Raw genomic sequence first — 18,286 nt, forward strand, 5'->3', positions numbered from 1 at the left:
TTCTAGCCTTCCGTGCGACACGGGAGTTACCGAAAAGTTTCGGAACAGGAGATCCAGTGCGTACCTTCAAATGGCGATCTCTGGCGGCGGCGGCCTGCGCCCTCGCCACGGCCGCCGCGACGGTGCTCGTCGCCACGCCGGCCTCGGCCAGCGCGGCGTTGCGTGTGCACGCCCAGGCGCGCGGCAAGTTCATCGGCACCGCTCTGGCGACCTCGCCGCTGGCCAACGAGACGGCGTACCGGAACATCGCGGGCAGCGAGTTCAACCAGATCACGGCCGAGAACGCGATGAAGTGGAGCGACACCGAGCCGAACGACAACCAGTACACGTTCTCCGGGGCCGACCAGATCGTCAACTTCGCCACCGCGAACAACCAGCAGGTGCACGGCCACACCCTCGTCTGGCACCAGCAGACCCCCGGCTGGGTGCAGGGGCTGTCGGCCACCAACATGCGCAACGCCATGAACGATCACATCGCGACGGTCGTGGGCCGCTACGCCAACAACCCCACGGTCGTCTCGTGGGACGTGGTGAACGAGGTGTTCGAGGAGAACGGCAGCTTCCGCTCGTCGTTCTGGTACAACACGCTGGGCTCCGGCTTCATCGCCGACGCCTTCCGCGCCGCCCGCGCCGCCGACCCCGACGCCCGGTTGTGCATCAACGACTACAACGTCGAAGGCATCAACGCCAAGAGCACCGCGATGTACAACCTGGTCTCGCAGCTCCGGTCGCAGGGCGTGCCGGTCGACTGCGTCGGCTTCCAGTCGCACCTCTCCACCCAGTACGGCTTCCCGAACGACCTCCAGCAGAACCTCCAGCGCTTCGCCAACCTCGGTGTGCAGGTCAGGATCACCGAGCTCGACGTCCGCATCCAGGGTTCGCGCACCTCGGCCAAGGACACCCAGCAGGCGACCTACTACAGCAACGTGGTGAACGCCTGTCTCGCCGTCACGGCCTGCGCCGGTGTGACGATCTGGGGCTTCACCGACAAGTACTCGTGGGTCCCGGACACCTTCCCGGGTGAGGGCTTCGCGCTGATCTACGACAACAACTACTCGCAGAAGCCGGCGTACACGGCGGTCCACAACGCCCTCGACAACGGCAGCACGACCGACACGACACCACCTTCGACACCGGGCGCCCCGACCGCGTCCGGCGTCACCTCGTCGGGCGCCACCCTGTCGTGGACGGCCTCGACCGACTCGGGCGGCTCGGGTCTGGCCGGATACAACGTCTACAACTCCTCCGGTACGCAGATCGCCACGTCCACCACCAACTCGGTGACCCTGACGGGCCTGTCGGCCAACACGGCCTACACGGTCTACGTCCGGGCGAGGGACGGCGCGGGCAACCTGTCGTCCAACTCGACCTCCACCACCTTCACCACCACGGGCGGCACCAGCGACACCACGGCCCCCACCACCCCCGGCACCCCCACAGCCTCCAACATCACCTCGTCTGGGGCCACCCTGTCGTGGACGGCCTCGACCGACTCGGGCGGCTCGGGCCTGGCCGGGTACAACGTCTACAACTCGGGCGGTACGCAGATCGCGACGTCCACGACGAACTCGGTGGCCCTGACCGGGCTGTCGGCGTCGACGGACTACACGGTCTACGTCCGGGCGCGGGACGGCGCGGGCAACCTGTCGTCCAACTCGCCCTCGGTCACCTTCACCACCACGGGCGGCACCTCCGGCGGCTGCTCGGCCACCGGCACGGTGCAGACCCAGTGGGGCGGCGGGTACGTCGTCCAGCCGGTGACCGTGACTAACGGCAGCTCCGCGCGCACCTCGTGGACGGTGACCTTCACCCTGCCCTCCGGCCACACCATCGTCGGCTCCTGGAACGCCACCCTCACGGTGTCCGGGAACACGGTGACGGCCCGCAACGCCGCCTACAACGGCAACCTGGGCTCCGGCGCCAGCACGACGTTCGGCTTCCAGGTGGCGCGTCCCAACAGTGACACCTCGACGGCGTCGGGATACACCTGCGCCTGATTCTTGACCCGGGCACGGCCTCCCGCGGGGGCCGTGCCCGGCCTTTTCGGGGAAGGTATCCCTGAGCAGGAATGCCAAGGTGTGCCATATAGTTAGCAAAGGTAATGACTCATGCTAACGAATCCTCAGAACACGGATCCGGCTGCGAACCTGCGCAGCGACGCCGGTCTGGCGTCCGCGCTGCGCGTGTCGCTGGCCCGGCTGACCCGTCGCCTGCGCAAACAGGCCGTGGGTCACATCCTGACGCCCACACAGCTCGCGGCCCTGGCCGCCGTCGAGCGGCACACCACGATGACCCCCGGCGAGCTGGCCGAGCACGAGAAGGTGCAGCCGCCCTCGATGACCAGGGTGGTCACCCATCTGGAGGAACGCGGCCTGCTGACCCGCTCCCCCCACCCCACCGACCGTCGTCAGGTGACCCTGTCGGTCACCCCGGCGGGCGCCGCCCTGCTCAAAGAGGAACGCCGCCGCAAGGAGGCCTGGCTGGCCCAGCGCCTCGGCGAGCTGACGGCGGAGGAGAAGGCGACCCTGCGCCGGGCCGCCCCCATCCTGGAAAAGCTCTCCCAAATGTGAGAAGGCTGCGGACGGCGGCCGACCTGGCGAAGTGGACGGGTGCCGGGCCGGTTCGGGAGCCCGGCCCAGCCCTGATCGACGAAGCCGGAGACGGACTGAACGGCGGTAGCGTCTCGGACGGGCGCCCGGAGCCGGGCCCGGATGTGCTCTTGGCGGCCGAGACGCCGTCTCCGGCGCCCGAGGCCGCCGGTGGCACGTCGGAGAAGTCCGGCATGTTCCGGTCGTTGCGGAACCACAACTACCGGCTGTTCCTGTCCGGCAGCGTCGTCTCCAACGTCGGGACCTGGATGCAGCGCACCGCCCAGGACTGGCTCGTGCTGAGCCTGACCGGTGGGTCGGGCACGGCGCTCGGCATCACGGTGGCGCTCCAGTTCCTGCCGATCATGCTGTTCGGGATGTGGGGCGGCGTGCTGGCCGACCGGTTCCCGAAGCGGCCGCTCCTGATGACCGCTCAATCGCTGATGGCGGCCCTCGCGCTGGCCATGGGTGTGCTGACCGTCACCGGGCACGCCGAGGTCTGGCACGTCTACGTCATGGCCTTCACGCTCGGGCTGCTGGCCTGTGTCGAGGTGCCCACCCGGCAGTCGTTCGTGGTCGAGATGGTCGGCCGCGACGACCTGTCCAACGCCATCGCCCTCAACAGCTCCTCGTTCAACCTGGCCCGCGTGGTCGGCCCGGCCGTCGCCGGGCTCCTGATCAACTGGCTGGGCGGCACCGGCCCGCTGTTCCTGGTCAACGCCCTCACCTTCGCCTTCACCATCGGCGGCATGCTGCTGATGCGGACGTCCGAACTGCGCACCCCCGAGCCGGTCAAACGCGGCAAGGGGCAGGCCAGGGAAGGCGTGCGATACGTGATCGGGAAGCCGGAACTGCTGCTGCCGGTCCTCATGGTCGGCTTCGTCGCGGTCTTCGCGCAGAGCTTCACCACGTCGATCGCGCTCATGGCGACCGAGGTGTTCGACGCGGGGGCGTCGGCGTTCGGGATCGGCAGCAGCGCGTTCGCCATCGGCGCGGTCGTGGGGGCGCTGCTGGCGGCCCGCCGGGTCACCCCGTCGCGGCGGATGATGGTCGCCGCGGGCGTCGCCTTCGGGGCCGCCCAGATCGCGGCGGCGGTCACGCCGGCGTACTGGGCCTTCCTGATCGTGCTCGTCCCGGCCGGCCTGGCGATGATCACCGTGCAGACCATGGCCAACTCGACCCTGCAGCTCGGGGCCTCCAGCGAGATGCGCGGACGGGTGATGGGGATCTACGTTCTCGTCTTCACCGCCGGCGCTCCGATCGGCGCCCCGCTGATCGGGTGGATCGCCGAACTCGCCGGGCCGAGGGTCGGGATCATGGTCTCCGGCCTGCTCAGCCTGACCGGGGTGGCGCTGGCCGTGTTGATCACCCGGCTGGTCGCGGCGCGTAGGGCCGTGGCCCTGAACCCGGCCACCGCACCGATCGCGGTCTGAGGATGGTCAGTGGCACCCCATGGGCTTGGCTAGGCTCGACGGCGTGGACCGTCCCCGCCGCTGGCTGCTGCCGACCGTGCTCGGCCTGCTGATGCTGCTCGTCGTCGTGGGCGCGCTCGTTTGATGGCCGCGCCTCCGGCGCGGCGGCCGGGGCGCTCAGATCCGACGCCTTCCCTCGTCGCTCCGGTTCGCTTCGCTCACCTGCGCTCCTCAGTCCAGGCGTCGGCGCGCCCCGGCTCACCCGTAACGGGAGAGGTCCGGTGCGGCGGGTCGCCGCACCGGACCTTCCGCTACCAGGCGTAGGCCTCGGGGGCGGTGCCGCCGGGGCCGGGGAAGATCTCGTCGATGCGGGCCAGGGCCTTGTCGTCGAACTTGATCTCCAGGGCGCGCAGGGAGCCGTTGAGCTGGTCGGCGGTGCGGGGGCCGATGATGGGCGCCGTGACGGCCTTCTGGTGGAGGAGCCAGGCGAGGCCGGCGTTGGCCGGGTCTTCGCCCAGGTCGTCGCAGAAGGCCTCCCACTGCTCGATCTGGGGGCGGACCTTCTCCAGGCTCTGGAGCATGTCCTCGGTGGCGCTGCGGCCCTTGTCGATCTTCCTGAGTACGCCGCCGAGCAGGCCGCCGGCCAGGGGGCTCCACGGGATGACGCCCAGGCCGTAGTCCTCACAGGCCGGGAGCACCTCCAGCTCGACCGAGCGCTCCAGCAGGTGGTACTTAGACTGCTCGCTCACCAGGCCGAGGAAGTTGCGGCGGCGGGCGGTCTCCTGGGCCTTGGCGATGTGCCAGCCGGCGAAGTTCGACGAGCCGACGTAGAGGATCTTGCCCTGCTGACGCAGGACCTCCATGGCCTCCCAGAACTCCTCGAACGGGGTGTTCCGGTCGACGTGGTGGGCCTGGTAGACGTCGATGTAGTCGGTCTGCAGGCGCTTCAGCGAGGCGTCGCAGGCGCGGCGGATGTTCAGCGCCGAGAGGAACGTCTCGTTGGGCCAGTCGCCCATCGAGCCGTAGAGCTTGGTGGCGATGACGGTCTTCTCACGGCGGCCGCCGCCCTGGGCGAACCACCGGCCGATGATCTGCTCGGTGACGCCCTCTCCCTTCACCCATCCGTAGACGTTGGCGGTGTCGAAGAAGTTGATGCCCAGCTCATGGGCGCGATCCATGATCGCGAAGGAGTCCTCCTCCGACGTCTGCGGGCCGAAGTTCATCGTGCCCAGGCAGAGCTTGCTGACCTTGAGTCCGGTACGACCGAGCTGCGCGTAGTCCATGCTTCCACCTTAGGAACCTGGAGTGGACTCCAGGCCAGCCCTCTCACGCACGCCGGGGCGCGCCGACGCCTGGACTGAGGAGCGCAGGTGAGCGAAGCGAACCGGAGCGACGAGGGAAGGCGTCGGATCTGAGCGCCCCGGCCCGCCGCGCCGGAGGCGCGGCCATCAAACAGGGCAGGATGTGTCCATGGGGTGGACATTTCGGGGGTTCGGGCTCGCCTTGCTGGTCGTGGTCCTGTGGGCGGTTCCGGCGCACGCCGGCGACGACGAGCTCTTCGAGTTCACCGATCCCCGGATCACCGAGTCGAGCGGCCTGGCCGTCTCGCCGACGCACCCGGGGATCGTCTACACCCACAACGACAGCGACGCCGGGGCCGTCTTCTACGCCGTCGACTCCTCCACGGGGCGGACCAAGGCGGCGTACACGATCGCGAACGCCGAGGCCCGCGACTGGGAGGGCATGGCGGCCTACCGTGATCCGTCGGGGCGCGGGGTGTTGTTCTTCGGCGACATCGGCGACAACCTCGATGGGGCGTGGCCGGACATCTCCGTCTACAAGGTGACCGAGCCGGCCCGGTTGCGCGGCGGGACCGTCTCGGCGGTGAGATACCGGTTCCGGTACGCCGACCAGGCGCGGAACGCCGAAGGTCTCATGGTCGACCCCCGCACGGGCCGTCTTTACGTGGTGACCAAGGAGTTCGACGGGCGCGTCTACGCCGCCCCCAAGCAGTTGCGGACCGACCGGGTCAACGTGCTGAAGCACGTGGGATCCGCCCCGACCATGGCGACCGACGCGGCCTTCGCGCCGGACGGGTCGAGTTTCGTGATCCGCACCTACTTCTCGGCGACCCTCTACCGGAAGATCGACGAGGAGATCTCGGGGGTGGCGATGCCCATGCTGCGGCAGGCGGAGTCGATCACCTACACGGCCGACGGGAAGTCGCTGCTGACCGGGTCGGAGGGCGAACGCAGCCCGGTCGTGCGGGTGCCGTTGCCGGAGAGCGCCGTGCCCAGCCCATCGCCCACGCCGAAGGCCGCCGACGTCCCCACCGCGAGCCCGGCGGCGCGGCCGGTGGCCTCCGAGTCGCAGGGGCCGGACACGGGGCTCATGATCGCATTGTGGCTGGGCGTGGCGGTGGGGGCGGTGGGGATCATCGTCGGCATCGCGCGCTGGGCCGGGCGATAGGCCTTTTGTCAGCCACATACCGGGATACTCACCGCGAATTGAGTAGGTGCTCCATAGCGCCCACGAGGGGTTGAGCGGGATCGTTCCCGTATGCACTCCGCCGGCTCTCCTGCCTGCCCCGACTGCGGCGCCCCGCTGGACGGGTCACCCCGCCGATGCCCGGCCTGCGAGCTTCCGCTCCACGGCCCGGTCGCGGCTGAGTTGTGGCAGCTCGACCTCGCCCTGAACGAACTACGGGGGCGCGAGGCCCGGCTGCTCGGCAGGAGGGCGGAGTTGCTGACCGCGCTCCGCGCCGCAGGAGAGCACCAGCCCACCGGCGGTTGGGCCGGGGGAGCCCAAACGCCGGTGGGCGGCCCGGCGCCCGCCGGTTTCCCGGGGAGCGTGCCCCCGAAGCGGGAGATGTCGCCCTCCGCAGTCCGCAACCTGCTGCTCGGCCTCGGCGGGCTGCTGCTCGTCGTCGCGGCGTTCGTGTTCACGATCGTGAGCTGGGGTTCCGTGGGGATCGGGGGGCGGGCGGCGATTCTGGCCGGGTTCAGCGCGTTGACCTTCGCGGCGCCCTTCCTGCTGGTCAGGCGCAATCTCAAAGCGACCGCCGAGACGGTCGCGATCCTCGGGCTCGCGCTGTTCCTGCTCGACGGCTACGCCGCCTACCAGGTCTGGTTCGAGCCGAGGGTCGACTCGTTGCCGTACACGGCGGTGCTGATCGCGCTGGCGGCGGGGTTGTTCGCGCTCTATGGCGGCTACGCCCGGTTGTCGCTCCCGGTCCCGATCGCCGTCGGGCTCGCCCAGTTCCCGCTGATCGTCTTCGTCGCCGACGAGACGGCCGCGCACGCGGCCGGGGCACTCATCCTGACCGCCGCGTTCGACGTCGCCGTCCGGGCCCGGACCCGGGGGAAGGTCGCGCTGGTCGGGCTGATCGCCACGTGGGTCATCGGCACGTACATCGCCTTCTTCCAGTCCACGGCCCATCCCGACGACCTGGCCTGGTCCTTCGCCTACGCCGTCATCCTGGCCGTGGCCGCCGCCGAGGCGGCGTTCATGGCGCGCGGGGCGAAGAAGTTCCCGCTGGTCCCGATCGTCGGGGGCGTCGTCGCGGGGGTGTGCGCGGTGCGGGCGCCGCTCGCGGTGGTCCTGCCGATCGAATGGGTCGTCCTGGTCGCCCCCGTCGCCGCCGCGATCTTCGCGCTGGGGCTGCGCGGCCAGGCCAGGACCGCGGCGCTGGTCGTCGGGGCAGTGGCGTCGATCGGGGTGGTCGCGCCGGTGGTGACCGTGCTGAGCGGGCCTCTTGAGCAGGCGCACGGGGTCGTCTGGTCCGGCGGGCTGAGCGCGGGCGCGGGGGACTATCTCGCCCGTTCGGCCTGGGCTCCGGGCGGGCCCGATCTGGTGCTGGTCGTGCTGGTCACGGTCGCGCTGGCGCTGACCGTCAAGTGGAAGATCGTCGCGGTCGTCTCGGGCGCGGTGGCCGTCGCGTTCGTGCCGCCCGTGTTCGACCTGCCCTATCCGGTCATGATCGCGGTGTTGCTCGCGATGACCGTCGGGGCCGCCAGAGTGATGCATCCGTCGTATGCCCGGCTCGCGCTGGGGATCGGCGTGGTCGCCCTGCTGTGGGGGCTGATCAGTGAGACCGGCACGCTGGTCGTGCTCGCCGTGCTGGCGCTGATCGCGGCGTGGGTCGCGTACCGGGACGAGAAGATGCGGGTCTGGGCCGCCAACGTGGCTGTCGTGCTCGCCGGGGGGTTCGCGGTGGCGGTCTGGCTGGCGGCCGGCCAGCAGGCCCGGTTCCTGCCGTTCGTGCTGCTCGCGGTGGCCGCCTCGGCCGCGCCGTGGCGGTCTACCGAGATCGGGGGCGCGCTGGCCGGGCTGGCGGGGCTGGCTCTCGTACCGGATCTGAAGACGTTCAGTCTCGCCGCCGCCACGGCGGGGGTGATCGCCGCAGGGGTCTCGCTGCGGAAGGGGCGGGGAAAGGCCGGCTACCTCGCGACCGCGCTGCTGCTGCTCGCCTCGTGGTCGCGGCTCTACGCCGAGGACGTCACCCTCGTCGAGGCCTACACCGCGCCGTTCTCGGTGGTGCTGCTGGTGATCGGATGGTGGAAGGCGCGGGCCGGGTCGTCGTGGCGGGCCTACGGCGCGGGGTTGACGTTCACGCTGCTGCCCAGCCTGTTCGTGCTCTACGACCAGCCCGAAGGGTGGGTCAGGCCGCTGGCGCTGGGGGTCGTGGCGCTGGTGGTGCTGGTCGCCGGCTCGCTGAAGCGCCTCCAGGCTCCGGCCGTGCTCGGCGGGTTCACGCTCGCGGCGGTGGTCGTGCACGAGATCGCGCCCTGGGTGGCCGACCTGGTGCTCATGGTCCCCCGGTGGGTGCCGATGGCCGTCGGCGGGCTGTTGCTGCTGCTCGTGGGCGCGACCTATGAGAGCCGGATCCGCGACGTCAAGCGGGTCGGCGCGGCGATCCGGGGTCTGCGGTGAAACGCTCGACGAACTCCTCGCCCCGCAACGCGCGCTCGACCAGGGCGATCGACTCGGCCAGGGCCACGAGCCGGGGACCCTCGCGGCGGTAGACCTCCAGCACCGCCTCGACCACGTGGGGCGGCAGGTGCTCCTTCAGGTCGACGGCCGCGTCGCGGTAGCCCGCCCGCGCGCCCTCGACCTGGGCGCGCACGGTGTGGCCCGCCATGCGGGCCAGCGCGAGCGGATGGCGGCGCAGCACCCCGTAGGCGCGGTAGTCGGGCGGCACCGCGTCGAGCAGCCAGTCGACCGCCGACGTCTGCCAGTCGGGGCTGCCCGGTGGGCGTACTTCGGGTGGCCATCCCGGTGGAACGTACACGTGTTCGATATTATCGAAGGCATGAAGATCGGCGTGGTGGGAGCCGGCATCCTCGGGCTCGCGGTGGCGCGTGAGCTGGCCTCCCGGGGCGCCGAGGTGACGGTGCTCGAAAAGGAAGACCGCGTCGCCGCCCACCAGACCGGGCACAACAGCGGGGTCGTGCACGCCGGGATCTACTACAGGCCGGGATCGCTGAAGGCGCGGTTGTGCCGCGAGGGCGTGGCGCTGCTGCGCGACTACTGCCGGGAACACCGGCTGCCCTACGACGAGGTCGGCAAGCTCGTGATCGCCTCGACGAGGGCCGAGCGGGCGGGGCTGCGCGAGATCGCGGCCAGGGCGCGGGCGAACGGCGTACCGGACGTCGCCGAGCTCGACGCCCTCGGCCTGCGCGAGATCGAACCCGACGCGGTCGGCGTCGGGGCCGTGCACTCTCCCCACACCGCCGTCGCCGACTTTCCCGCCGTCGCCCGGCACCTCGCCGCGTCGTTGGACGTACGGCTCTCGCACCCCGTCCCCGCCATCCACGAGTCGGCCACGGGTGTGGCGGCGGGCGGCCTGATCTTCGACCGCCTGGTGGTCTGCGCCGGCCTGGGCACCGACGCCCTGGCGGGCCGGGGCGAGGTGCGCATCGTCCCCTTCCGCGGTGAGTACTTCCGCCTGACCGGCACGGCGAAAGACCTGGTCAGAGGGCTGATCTATCCCGTGCCCGACCCGCGCTACCCCTTCCTCGGCGTCCACCTCACGAAACGGGTCGACGGCGAGGTGCTCGTCGGTCCCAACGCGATCATGGCCCTGGCCCTGGAGGGCTACTCGTGGCGCGACGTGCGGTTCGGCGAGCTGGCCCGCGTCCTGGCCTGGCCGGGCACCCGCAAGATGGCCCGCCGCCACTGGCTGACCGGCCTGCGCGAGCTGAACGGCTCGTTGCGGCCCTCGGCGTTCCTCGGGGCGGCCCGCCGCTACGTGCCCGCGCTCGCCGAGGGCGACCTGGTGCGGGCGGGCAGCGGGGTGCGGGCCCAGGCCGTCGGCCGCGACGGCACGCTGGTCGACGACTTCGCGATCGACCGCCACGGGCGGGTCCTGATCGTGCGCAACGCGCCCTCCCCGGCCGCGACGTCGAGCTTCGCGATCGCCCGGCATGTGGCTGATTTGACGGCAACCTTAAGCGATTCTTCATAAAGTGCTCAGGTACGCCCCCCATCGTCCGAGAAGATGCTCATGGTGACTCCCGAAGCCCGACTGCTGATCGTCGAAGACGAGCCGAACATCCTCGAACTGCTGGCCGCGAGCCTGCGGTACGCCGGCTTCGAGGTCAGCACCGCCTCCAGCGGCACCGAGGGAGTCGCCGCGGCCACCCGTCACCGGCCCGACCTGATCGTGCTCGACGTGATGTTGCCCGACATGGACGGCTTCGACGTCGTCCGCAGGCTGCGCGGCGGCGGCACCTTCACCCCCGTCGTCTTCCTGACCGCCCGCGACGCCACCGAAGACAAGATCCGCGGCCTGACGCTGGGCGGCGACGACTACGTCACCAAGCCGTTCTCGCTCGAAGAGGTCATCGCCCGCATCCGGGCCGTGCTGCGCCGCACCGCCGGCGACCCGACCGCGCCGCCGCCCCGGCTGACCTTCGCCGACATCGAACTCGACGAGGAGTCCCACGAGGTCTGGCGCTCGGGCAACCCGGTGCCGCTGTCGCCGACCGAGTTCAAGCTGCTGCGCTACTTCATGGCCAACGCCGGACGGGTGTTGTCGAAGGCGCAGATCCTCGACCACGTGTGGGACTACGACTTCCGGGGCGACGCCGGGATCGTCGAGTCCTACGTGTCGGTGCTCCGCCGGAAGATCGACAGCCGGTCGGCGCCGAGGCTCATCCACACCCTGCGCGGTGTCGGCTACGTGATGCGAACCTCGGCCTGATGACATGAGCCGGGTGTCGCTGCGTACCAAACTGATCGCGGCGATGCTCGCCCTGGTCGCCGGGACCCTGCTCGTGATCGGCGCGGCCAGCGTGTCCCTCCTGCGCAGCTACCTGATCGACCGGGTCGACGAGCAGGTGGCCAAGCTCAGCGTCCAGACGCTCGCCCGGCTCGCCCACAGCGGCGACGTGACCTACTCGATGCAGCGGCTGCCGCCCGAGGGGCTGGTGCGGGTCGTCGAGGCCGACGGCACGATCGGCCCGTCGGCGGCCGGTGAATCGGTGACCGGCGGCCCGAGCCCGGCCGACCTGCCGCCGCCGGGCGACGTCGCGACCCGGTCGTCCGACGGAGTCTCGTGGCGGGTCAAGACCGTGTCGCTGCCCGGCGGCCGGACCCTGGTGACGGCGATCGCGCTCGGCGGGGTCACCCAGATCACGACCCGGCTGGGCCTGATCGTCATCCTCGGCGGGGCGGTGGTGCTGGCGCTGGCGGGCGTGCTGGGGATCGTGCTGGTCCGGCGCAGCCTGCGTCCCCTGGCCGAGATCGAGCGCACGGCCGGATCGATCGCCGCCGGCAACATGAGCAGCCGCATCCCCGACCGCGACCCCCGCACCGAGGTCGGCCGGCTGGCCCGCTCGCTGAACGGGATGCTTGCCCAGATCGAGAAGGCCTTCGACGACCGCTCCCGATCCGAGGCGGCGGCCCGCGAGTCGGAGGAGCGCATGCGCCGCTTCGTCGCCGACGCCTCCCACGAACTCCGCACCCCGCTGACCTCCATCCGCGGGTACGCCGAATTCCACCGCCAGGCCCCGCAGACCGACGTGACCCGGCTGATGCGCCGCATCGAGAACGAGGCCGAACGCATGAGCCTGCTCGTCGACGACCTCCTGCTGCTCGCCCGCCTCGACCAGCAGCGCCCTCTCCAGTCGAAGCCGGTCGACCTGCTGGCCATCGCGGGCGAGGCCGTCCAGGACGCGCGGATCCTCTCCCCCGGGCGGGCGATCTCCCTCGCGGTCGAGGGCACGACCGCGCCGATCGTGTCGGGCGACGAGGTGCGGCTACGGCAGGTCGTCGGGAACCTGATGTCCAACGCGCTGACCCACACGCCCGACGGGGTGCCGGTGATGGTGACCGTCGGCGCGACCGGCGCCGAGGCGTTCGTCGAGGTCGCCGACAAGGGGCCCGGGATGACGTCCGACGAGGCGGCCCGGGTCTTCGAGCGTTTCTACCGCGCCGACCCGGCCCGGACCCACGACGAGTCGTCGGGCGCCGGGCTCGGGTTGTCGATCGTGTCGTCCCTGGTGAAGGCCCACGGGGGGACGGTGACGGTGCGGACGTCGCCGGGGGCCGGGGCGGCGTTCCGGGTGGTGTTACGCCTGGAACCGGAGCACGACTAGAGGCCGGGGAAGGTGCTGTCGGGGAACTCGCCGTTGAGGGCGGAGGCGCCCGGGAGTTCCACCTTCTCGCCCTCGGTCAGGCCGCCGGTGATCTCCACCGTGGTGTCGCCGCGCACGCCCGTCGTGACCTTGCGCTTGGCGCCGTCCGCGAGGGTCACCGTGTCGTTCTGGACGGCCCGCGCCGGGACGTGGACGACGTCCGGGGATTGGCCCGTGACGACCTGGACGGTGGCCGTCTGGCCCAGGAGGAGGCCGGCGGGCTGGTCGTCGAAGGTGATGGTGACGCCGTAGCGGACCAGGAGGCCGGTCGTCGTGGACACGGGGTCGATGTGGGAGACCGTGCCCTTGTAAGCGCCGCCGGGGTTGGCCAGGGTGATGACGGCCTGCTGGCCGGTCTTGAGCGTGCCGATGTCCGACTGGGTGAACAGGGCTCTGACCTGGAGGTCGTCGAGGTCGCCCAGGCTGACGAACACGCCCTCGGTGTAGGGGTCGCCTTCGACGCCGTTGACCTGGAGGACCGTGCCGGCCGAGGGGGCCTTGATGACGACGCCCTTCAGGGCGTCCCTGGCGGCGTTCAGGTCGTTCTTGGCCCGGGTGAGGGCGGCCTCCGCCTCGGCCTCGGTCGTCTGGGGGCCGCCGCCCTGCTGCTGGGGGAGCCGGGTGCCGCCGCCCTGGGGGCGTTGCGGCTGCGGCTGCTGCTGAACCTGGTCGCATGGCCGGCTCTCCGGCTGCGGGGTGGGGGTCGGGGTGAGGGTCGGGGAGGGCGATGGGGACGGCTCACTCGTGGGGTCGAGGTGGACTTCCGGGTCACCCGGCGACGGGGGTCTGGTGAACGACACCGCTGCGGCTCGCATGCCTCTGGAAGGGGAGGGGGACGGAGCCGGTGTCGGCGGGCAGTCAGGCTGGGCCGGGGCGGCGTAGGAGCCCCCGGTCGATCCCGCGCCTTCGACCGTGTCGAGCTGCTCCTCCGCCGCGGCCAGAGCCGCCTTCGCCGCCTCGTAGTCCTCGCGGGCGATCGTGTCGTCGACGCGGGCCAGCAGGTCTCCCTTGCGGACCTTGTCGCCGGTCTTCACGTACACCTTCTCGACCGTTCCGGCCGTCGAGAAGGCCAGGTCGTGGATGCCGTCGTCGACGGTGTTCCCGGCGGCGGAGGCGACCGAGGTCACGTCGCCGCGCTGGGCGGCGACGAGTTCCACGTCAGGGAGGGCCGGCGGGTCCTCCGAGAGCAGGATCACGCCGGTGGTCACCAGGGCGACGGCGGCCAGGACCAGGCCGCCGGCGCGGAGCCGGGTACGAGTCATGGCACGTCATCCTGGTGACCGCGGGTCATGTTCGGCTGAGCCGAAACTGCGAGTTGCCTGTGGACCCTTGACAGGAAACGTTCAGGACCGGCGGAGGGCGTTCCAAACCTGGACCGGCAGTGTCCATCCCTGTGAAGTTGTCGACGAAGCGCAGAGCGCTGATCCTGAACGCCTCGCTGGGGGTGCTGCTGCTCGGCGGGGCCGGGGCGGCGTGGGCCTCCCTCGGGGGCGGGGGCGAGCCGGCGGAGTCGGGGAACGTGCTGACCACCAGGGTCACCCGCGGGACCGTCGAGTCCGCCGTGACCGCGTCGGGGGCCGTGCAGAGCTCCCGCAGCCGCTCGCTCACGTTCGCGACCCAGGGGACCGTCGAGTCCGTCTCCGTCGAACCCGGCGAGAAGGTGAAGAAGGGTCAGGTGCTCGCCCGGCTCGACGACGAGAGCGCCCGTGAGGGGGTGGACGCGGCCAGGGCGAGCCTGGAGGCCGCCGAGGACGGCGACACCGGCAGCGCCTCCGGCCACTCCCAGTACGTCGCCGCGAAGAACGCCTACCAGGCCGCGAAGCGGACCCTCGCCGGCACCGTCCTCAAGGCGCCGTTCGCCGGGACCGTCACAGCGGTCGGCGGCACGGTCGGCGGGCCCTCGCAGGTTCAGGAAGGCGGCTTCGTCGACGTCGCCGACCCCGGCCGGCTCCAGATCGTCGGCGACTTCACCGAGTCCGACGTGACCAGGCTGAAGGTCGGTCAGGAGGCCCAGATCACCTTCGACGCCATCCCGGGCGTCACCGCCACGGGCGAGGTCGCGCTCATCGGGGCGCGACCGCAGACGGAGAACAACGTGGTGTCCTACTCGGCCACGATCGAGCTCACCGACATCCCCGACCAGGTCAGGCTCGGGCAGACGGCCTCGGTCAGCGTGGTGGTCGAGCGGGCCGACGACGTGCTGACGCTGCCCTCGGCGGTGATCACCACGGCCGGCGGGCGCAGCACGGTGACCGTGCTGGAGAACGGGAGGCAGACCGTGCGGGTGGTCGAGATCGGGGTCAAGGGGACCACGGGCACCGAGATCGTCTCGGGTGTCGGCGAGGGCGACCAGGTGGTGCGGCCGGTCGTCACCCCGACCGGCCAGACCGGCGGGTTGTTCGGCGGCGGTGGCGGGTTCCGCCCGGCCGGTGGCGGCGGGTTCGGTGGGCGGCAATGAGTCTCGTGCTGGACGTACGGGACGCCACCAAGGTCTACGGCGCGGGCGAGACGGCGGTGCACGCGCTGCGCGGGGTCTCGCTCCAGGTCGAGCCCGGCGACTACGTGGCGATCATGGGGGCCTCCGGCTCGGGCAAGTCGACCCTGATGAACATCATCGGCTGCCTCGACGTCCCGAGCGCCGGGGAGTTCCACCTCGACGGCGTCGACGTCGGCGCGCTCGACGACCGTCGGCAGGCGGTGCTCCGCAACCGCAAGATCGGGTTCGTCTTCCAGTCGTTCAACCTGATCCCGCGCATGACGGCGGTGATGAACGTCGAGCTGCCGCTCGCCTACGGCGGGGTCAGGCCGGCCGAGCGGCGCCGCCGGGCGCTGGCCGCCCTCGAACTGGTGGGCCTGGCCGACCGGGTGAACCACCAGCCGAACGAGCTGAGCGGCGGCCAGCAGCAGCGGGTCGCCATCGCCCGCGCGCTGGTCAACTCGCCTGCCCTGCTGCTGGCCGACGAGCCGACCGGTGCGCTCGACAGCACCTCCACGCTCGACGTGCTGGGCATCTTCGACCGGCTGTCGGCCGCGGGCCGCACGATCGTCGTCATCACCCACGAGGCCGACGTCGCCGAGCACGCCAAGCGGGTGGTCCGGCTGCGCGACGGGCGGATCATCGAGGACACCCGGCTCGCCCCCGTCGACGGCCTGCCGCCGCGGCTCAAGGAGGTGACCGCGTGAGCGCCGTCGAGATCGTCCGGTTCGCCTTCCGGGGGCTGGCGGCCAACAAGATGCGCTCCGCGCTGACCACGCTCGGCATTCTGATCGGGGTCGCGGCGGTGATCCTGCTGGTCGCGGTCGGCGAGGGCTCCTCGCAGTCGATCCAGCGGAACATCCAGCAACTCGGCGCGAACACGCTCACCGTCAGCTCCTCGACCGGCGGCGGCGGTGGCTTCCGGATGGCCCGGCCGCAGCAGGACGGCGGGCCGCGCACCCAGGCCAGGCCGCTGACCGTGGACGACGCCAGGGCGCTCGCCGACCGGACGGCCGCGCCCCATGTGAGCTCGGTGTCGCCGGTCGTCTCGGCCACTTCGCAGGCGGCGTCGTACGAAGGGGCCTCCCACGCCGTCCAGCAGGTGGTCGGCACCTATCCGAGCTACTTCGAGGCCTCCAACAAGCCCGTCGCCAAGGGCACGTACTTCTTCAACGACGACGTGCTGGCCGCCCGCAAGGTCGTCGTCATCGGGCAGACCGTGGCCGAGAACCTGTTCGGCGCGCTCGACCCGGTCGGCCGGCAGATCACCATCACGGGGGTGCCGTTCACCGTCGTGGGGGTGCTGAAGGAGGCCGGGGCGACCGGCGGCTTCCAGGACGCCGACGACGTCGCCATCGCGCCGCTGCCCTCGGTGCAGCAGAGCCTCACCGGGTTCGGGCCGCTCGACCAGATCCTCGTCAAGGCCGGGTCGGCCGACGACGTGGCCGCCGCCCAGGCCGAGGTCACCTCGGTGCTCGACCAGCGGCACGGCGTCGGCGGCGCGGTCGCGGCCGACTACCAGATCCTCAACCAGGCCACCCTCCAGGAGACCGTCAGCGCCGCGACCTCGACGTTCACGGTCCTGCTCGCGGCCGTCGCGGCGATCAGCCTGCTGGTCGGCGGCATCGGGATCACCAACATCATGCTGGTCACGGTCACCGAACGGACTCGCGAGATCGGCATCCGCAAGGCCATCGGCGCGCCGCGCGGCGCGATCCTCGGCCAGTTCCTCGTCGAGGCGACCCTGCTGAGTCTCATCGGCGGCCTGCTCGGGGTCGCCATCGCGGTGACCGGCGCCCAGTTCACCATCGCCGGCATCACGCCCGTCGTGGTGCCGAGCTCGGTCGTGCTGGCGCTCGGGGTCTCGGTCGCCATCGGGTTGTTCTTCGGCAGCTATCCCGCCAACCGCGCCGCCAAGCTGCGGCCGATCGAAGCCCTGCGCTTCGAGTAGCTTCGAGTTAGGAGTCACGGTGCCCAGGCGTACGCCCGCCGACGAACTGCTGGAGACCTCGCCGTTCCGCGGCGACCTCTCCGAGGAGCTGACCGCCCGCCCCAAGCGGGCGAAACTCCCCAGACTGACCCTGTTCCTGGCCGCCGGGGTGGTGCTCGTGGCGGGCATCCTGGTCGGCATCCAGGCCCAGAAGACCTTCGGCGCCGCCGATGACCGGGCGGCCCTGATCGGCCAGCTCATGGCCGGTCGCGGCGGCCAGCCCGGCCAGGCAGGCCAGGCGAGCCGGCCGGGCACGGCCGGTACCGTCAAGCTGGTCGACGGCGCCAAGGTCTACGTCGAGGGCGCCGACGGCACCACCACGGTCGTCACCACCGGCGACGACACCGAAGTGCGAATTTCCAAAGAGGGCAAGCTGTCGGACCTCAAACCGGGCGCGTCGGTCGTCGTCCAGGGCGAGAGGGACGCCGACGGGAACGTCGCGGCCACCAGCGTGACCGAGGGCGGTGGCGTGCCGAGAATGCGAGCGAACCAATGAGTGAGGCCAGGCTCCTGATCGTCGACGACGAACCGAACATCAGGGAGCTGCTGTCGACCAGCCTCCGCTACGCCGGATTCGAGGTCATCACGGCCTCCGACGGCAGGGAGGCGGTCGAGGCCGCCGAACGCTTCAGACCCGACCTGATGATCCTCGACGTCATGCTCCCCGACATCGACGGCATCGCCGTCGCCACCCGCCTCCGCGCAGCCGGACGGCGGGTTCCGGTCGTTTTCCTGACGGCCCGCCAGTCACACGACGACAAGCTCGCCGGTCTGGCCCTCGGCGACGACTACGTCACCAAGCCCTTCTCCCTCGACGAGGTGCTGGCCCGCATCCGGGCCGTGCTGCGCCGCGCCGGAGCCGCCGACCCCGCGCCCGTGCGACTGCGGGTGGCCGACCTGGAGATGGACGAGGACGCCCACCAGGTGTGGCGGTCGGGCCGCCCGGTGCGGTTGTCGCCGACCGAGTTCAAGCTGCTCCACTACTTCATGGTCAACCAGGGCCGGGTGTTGTCGAAGGCGCAGATCCTCGACCACGTCTGGCGCTACGACTTCGGCGGCGACCGGAACGTGGTCGAGTCGTACGTGTCGTACCTGCGCAAGAAGATCGACACCCGGGACCCGAAACTGATCCACACTCTGCGCGGCGTCGGCTACGTGCTGCGCGCGCCCCGCCGATGAGG

The 18,286-nt window shown here is 71.2% G+C and carries 16 protein-coding genes; 13 read left to right on the forward strand and 3 right to left on the reverse strand.

The annotated features are described in order from the left end of the window. The first annotated feature begins 56 nt into the window (after positions 1-56). The 3 genes from AW273_RS06515 to AW273_RS06525 all read left to right on the forward strand — a co-directional run bounded on the left by AW273_RS06515 (position 57) and on the right by AW273_RS06525 (position 4,021). Complete coding sequence (locus AW273_RS06515) at positions 57-1,997, forward strand: endo-1,4-beta-xylanase (RefSeq protein WP_063909864.1); 1,941 nt, start codon at positions 57-59, stop codon at positions 1,995-1,997. A 111-nt stretch (positions 1,998-2,108) separates the two neighbouring features. Then, complete coding sequence (locus AW273_RS06520; RefSeq protein WP_062346260.1) at positions 2,109-2,570, forward strand: MarR family winged helix-turn-helix transcriptional regulator; 462 nt, start codon at positions 2,109-2,111, stop codon at positions 2,568-2,570. A gap of 149 nt (positions 2,571-2,719) precedes the next feature. Continuing rightward, positions 2,720-4,021, forward strand: coding sequence for an MFS transporter (locus tag AW273_RS06525; RefSeq protein WP_232327126.1), 1,302 nt, complete (start codon positions 2,720-2,722; stop codon positions 4,019-4,021). Positions 4,022-4,311: 290 nt separating this feature from the next. Here the strand turns inward: AW273_RS06525 and AW273_RS06530 are convergent, their stop codons facing one another. After that, entirely contained in the window at positions 4,312-5,283 is a 972-nt protein-coding gene (locus tag AW273_RS06530; protein ID WP_062346262.1) for an aldo/keto reductase, read from the reverse strand. Between the two features lie 187 nt (positions 5,284-5,470). Here AW273_RS06530 and AW273_RS06535 point away from each other — a divergent pair, with 187 nt between their 5' ends. Both AW273_RS06535 and AW273_RS06540 read left to right on the forward strand, forming a co-directional pair. Continuing rightward, positions 5,471-6,469 carry a hypothetical protein gene (locus tag AW273_RS06535; protein ID WP_062346264.1) on the forward strand — a complete coding sequence of 333 codons (999 nt, stop codon included), beginning with the start codon at positions 5,471-5,473 and terminating at the stop codon, positions 6,467-6,469. 90 nt (positions 6,470-6,559) lie between these two features. Further along, entirely contained in the window at positions 6,560-8,932 is a 2,373-nt protein-coding gene (locus AW273_RS06540; RefSeq protein ID WP_157555604.1) for an SCO7613 C-terminal domain-containing membrane protein, read from the forward strand. Here AW273_RS06540 and AW273_RS06545 read toward each other — a convergent pair. Continuing rightward, entirely contained in the window at positions 8,895-9,290 is a 396-nt protein-coding gene (locus tag AW273_RS06545) for a hypothetical protein (RefSeq protein ID WP_062346268.1), read from the reverse strand. The genes AW273_RS06540 and AW273_RS06545 overlap by 38 nt on opposite strands. Positions 9,291-9,311: 21 nt before the next feature. Here AW273_RS06545 and lhgD point away from each other — a divergent pair, with 21 nt between their 5' ends. The 3 genes from lhgD to AW273_RS06560 are packed head-to-tail and all read left to right on the forward strand — an operon-like array spanning position 9,312 to position 12,600. Continuing rightward, a complete protein-coding gene (lhgD, locus tag AW273_RS06550; protein WP_062346273.1) occupies positions 9,312-10,466 on the forward strand; it encodes an L-2-hydroxyglutarate dehydrogenase in 1,155 nt (384 codons plus the stop codon). A gap of 33 nt (positions 10,467-10,499) precedes the next feature. Continuing rightward, entirely contained in the window at positions 10,500-11,204 is a 705-nt protein-coding gene (locus tag AW273_RS06555) for a response regulator transcription factor (protein WP_030452139.1), read from the forward strand. A 4-nt stretch (positions 11,205-11,208) separates the two neighbouring features. Continuing rightward, a complete protein-coding gene (locus tag AW273_RS06560) occupies positions 11,209-12,600 on the forward strand; it encodes a sensor histidine kinase (protein WP_062346275.1) in 1,392 nt (463 codons plus the stop codon). Here AW273_RS06560 and AW273_RS06565 read toward each other — a convergent pair. Next, positions 12,597-13,901: an efflux RND transporter periplasmic adaptor subunit gene (locus AW273_RS06565; protein ID WP_062346278.1), complete on the reverse strand. Its 1,305-nt coding sequence runs from the start codon at positions 13,899-13,901 to the stop codon at positions 12,597-12,599. The genes AW273_RS06560 and AW273_RS06565 overlap by 4 nt on opposite strands. A gap of 119 nt (positions 13,902-14,020) precedes the next feature. Between AW273_RS06565 and AW273_RS06570 the strand changes: the two genes are divergently transcribed. From AW273_RS06570 to AW273_RS06590, 5 genes are read left to right on the forward strand one after another with little or no spacing between them, the layout of a single operon-like run. Continuing rightward, entirely contained in the window at positions 14,021-15,097 is a 1,077-nt protein-coding gene (locus tag AW273_RS06570) for an efflux RND transporter periplasmic adaptor subunit (protein ID WP_232327127.1), read from the forward strand. Further along, positions 15,094-15,822: an ABC transporter ATP-binding protein gene (locus AW273_RS06575; RefSeq protein WP_062346281.1), complete on the forward strand. Its 729-nt coding sequence runs from the start codon at positions 15,094-15,096 to the stop codon at positions 15,820-15,822. Before AW273_RS06570 ends, AW273_RS06575 begins: the two co-directional genes overlap by 4 nt. Then, positions 15,819-17,066, forward strand: coding sequence for an ABC transporter permease (locus tag AW273_RS06580; RefSeq protein ID WP_062346284.1), 1,248 nt, complete (start codon positions 15,819-15,821; stop codon positions 17,064-17,066). The genes AW273_RS06575 and AW273_RS06580 overlap by 4 nt, the downstream gene beginning before the upstream one ends. Positions 17,067-17,085: 19 nt before the next feature. Continuing rightward, positions 17,086-17,601, forward strand: a complete 516-nt coding sequence (locus AW273_RS06585) for a hypothetical protein (RefSeq protein WP_062346291.1) — start codon at positions 17,086-17,088, stop codon at positions 17,599-17,601. Next, positions 17,598-18,284: a response regulator transcription factor gene (locus tag AW273_RS06590; RefSeq protein ID WP_062346292.1), complete on the forward strand. Its 687-nt coding sequence runs from the start codon at positions 17,598-17,600 to the stop codon at positions 18,282-18,284. The genes AW273_RS06585 and AW273_RS06590 overlap by 4 nt, the downstream gene beginning before the upstream one ends. Positions 18,285-18,286 lie beyond the last annotated feature (2 nt).

The sequence above is a fragment of the Herbidospora yilanensis genome (genome assembly GCF_001570565.1).
Lineage (GTDB): Bacteria > Actinomycetota > Actinomycetes > Streptosporangiales > Streptosporangiaceae > Herbidospora > Herbidospora yilanensis.

Coding starts and splice junctions, on each gene's coding strand:
- AW273_RS06520 (WP_062346260.1), top strand. CDS start 2,109: ATGCTAACGAATCCTCAGAACACGGATCCGGCTGCGAACCTGCGCAGC.
- AW273_RS06530 (WP_062346262.1), bottom strand. CDS start 5,283: ATGGACTACGCGCAGCTCGGTCGTACCGGACTCAAGGTCAGCAAGCTC.
- AW273_RS06535 (WP_062346264.1), top strand. CDS start 5,471: ATGGGGTGGACATTTCGGGGGTTCGGGCTCGCCTTGCTGGTCGTGGTC.
- AW273_RS06540 (WP_157555604.1), top strand. CDS start 6,560: ATGCACTCCGCCGGCTCTCCTGCCTGCCCCGACTGCGGCGCCCCGCTG.
- lhgD (WP_062346273.1), top strand. CDS start 9,312: ATGAAGATCGGCGTGGTGGGAGCCGGCATCCTCGGGCTCGCGGTGGCG.
- AW273_RS06555 (WP_030452139.1), top strand. CDS start 10,500: ATGCTCATGGTGACTCCCGAAGCCCGACTGCTGATCGTCGAAGACGAG.
- AW273_RS06560 (WP_062346275.1), top strand. CDS start 11,209: ATGAGCCGGGTGTCGCTGCGTACCAAACTGATCGCGGCGATGCTCGCC.
- AW273_RS06565 (WP_062346278.1), bottom strand. CDS start 13,901: ATGACTCGTACCCGGCTCCGCGCCGGCGGCCTGGTCCTGGCCGCCGTC.
- AW273_RS06575 (WP_062346281.1), top strand. CDS start 15,094: ATGAGTCTCGTGCTGGACGTACGGGACGCCACCAAGGTCTACGGCGCG.
- AW273_RS06590 (WP_062346292.1), top strand. CDS start 17,598: ATGAGTGAGGCCAGGCTCCTGATCGTCGACGACGAACCGAACATCAGG.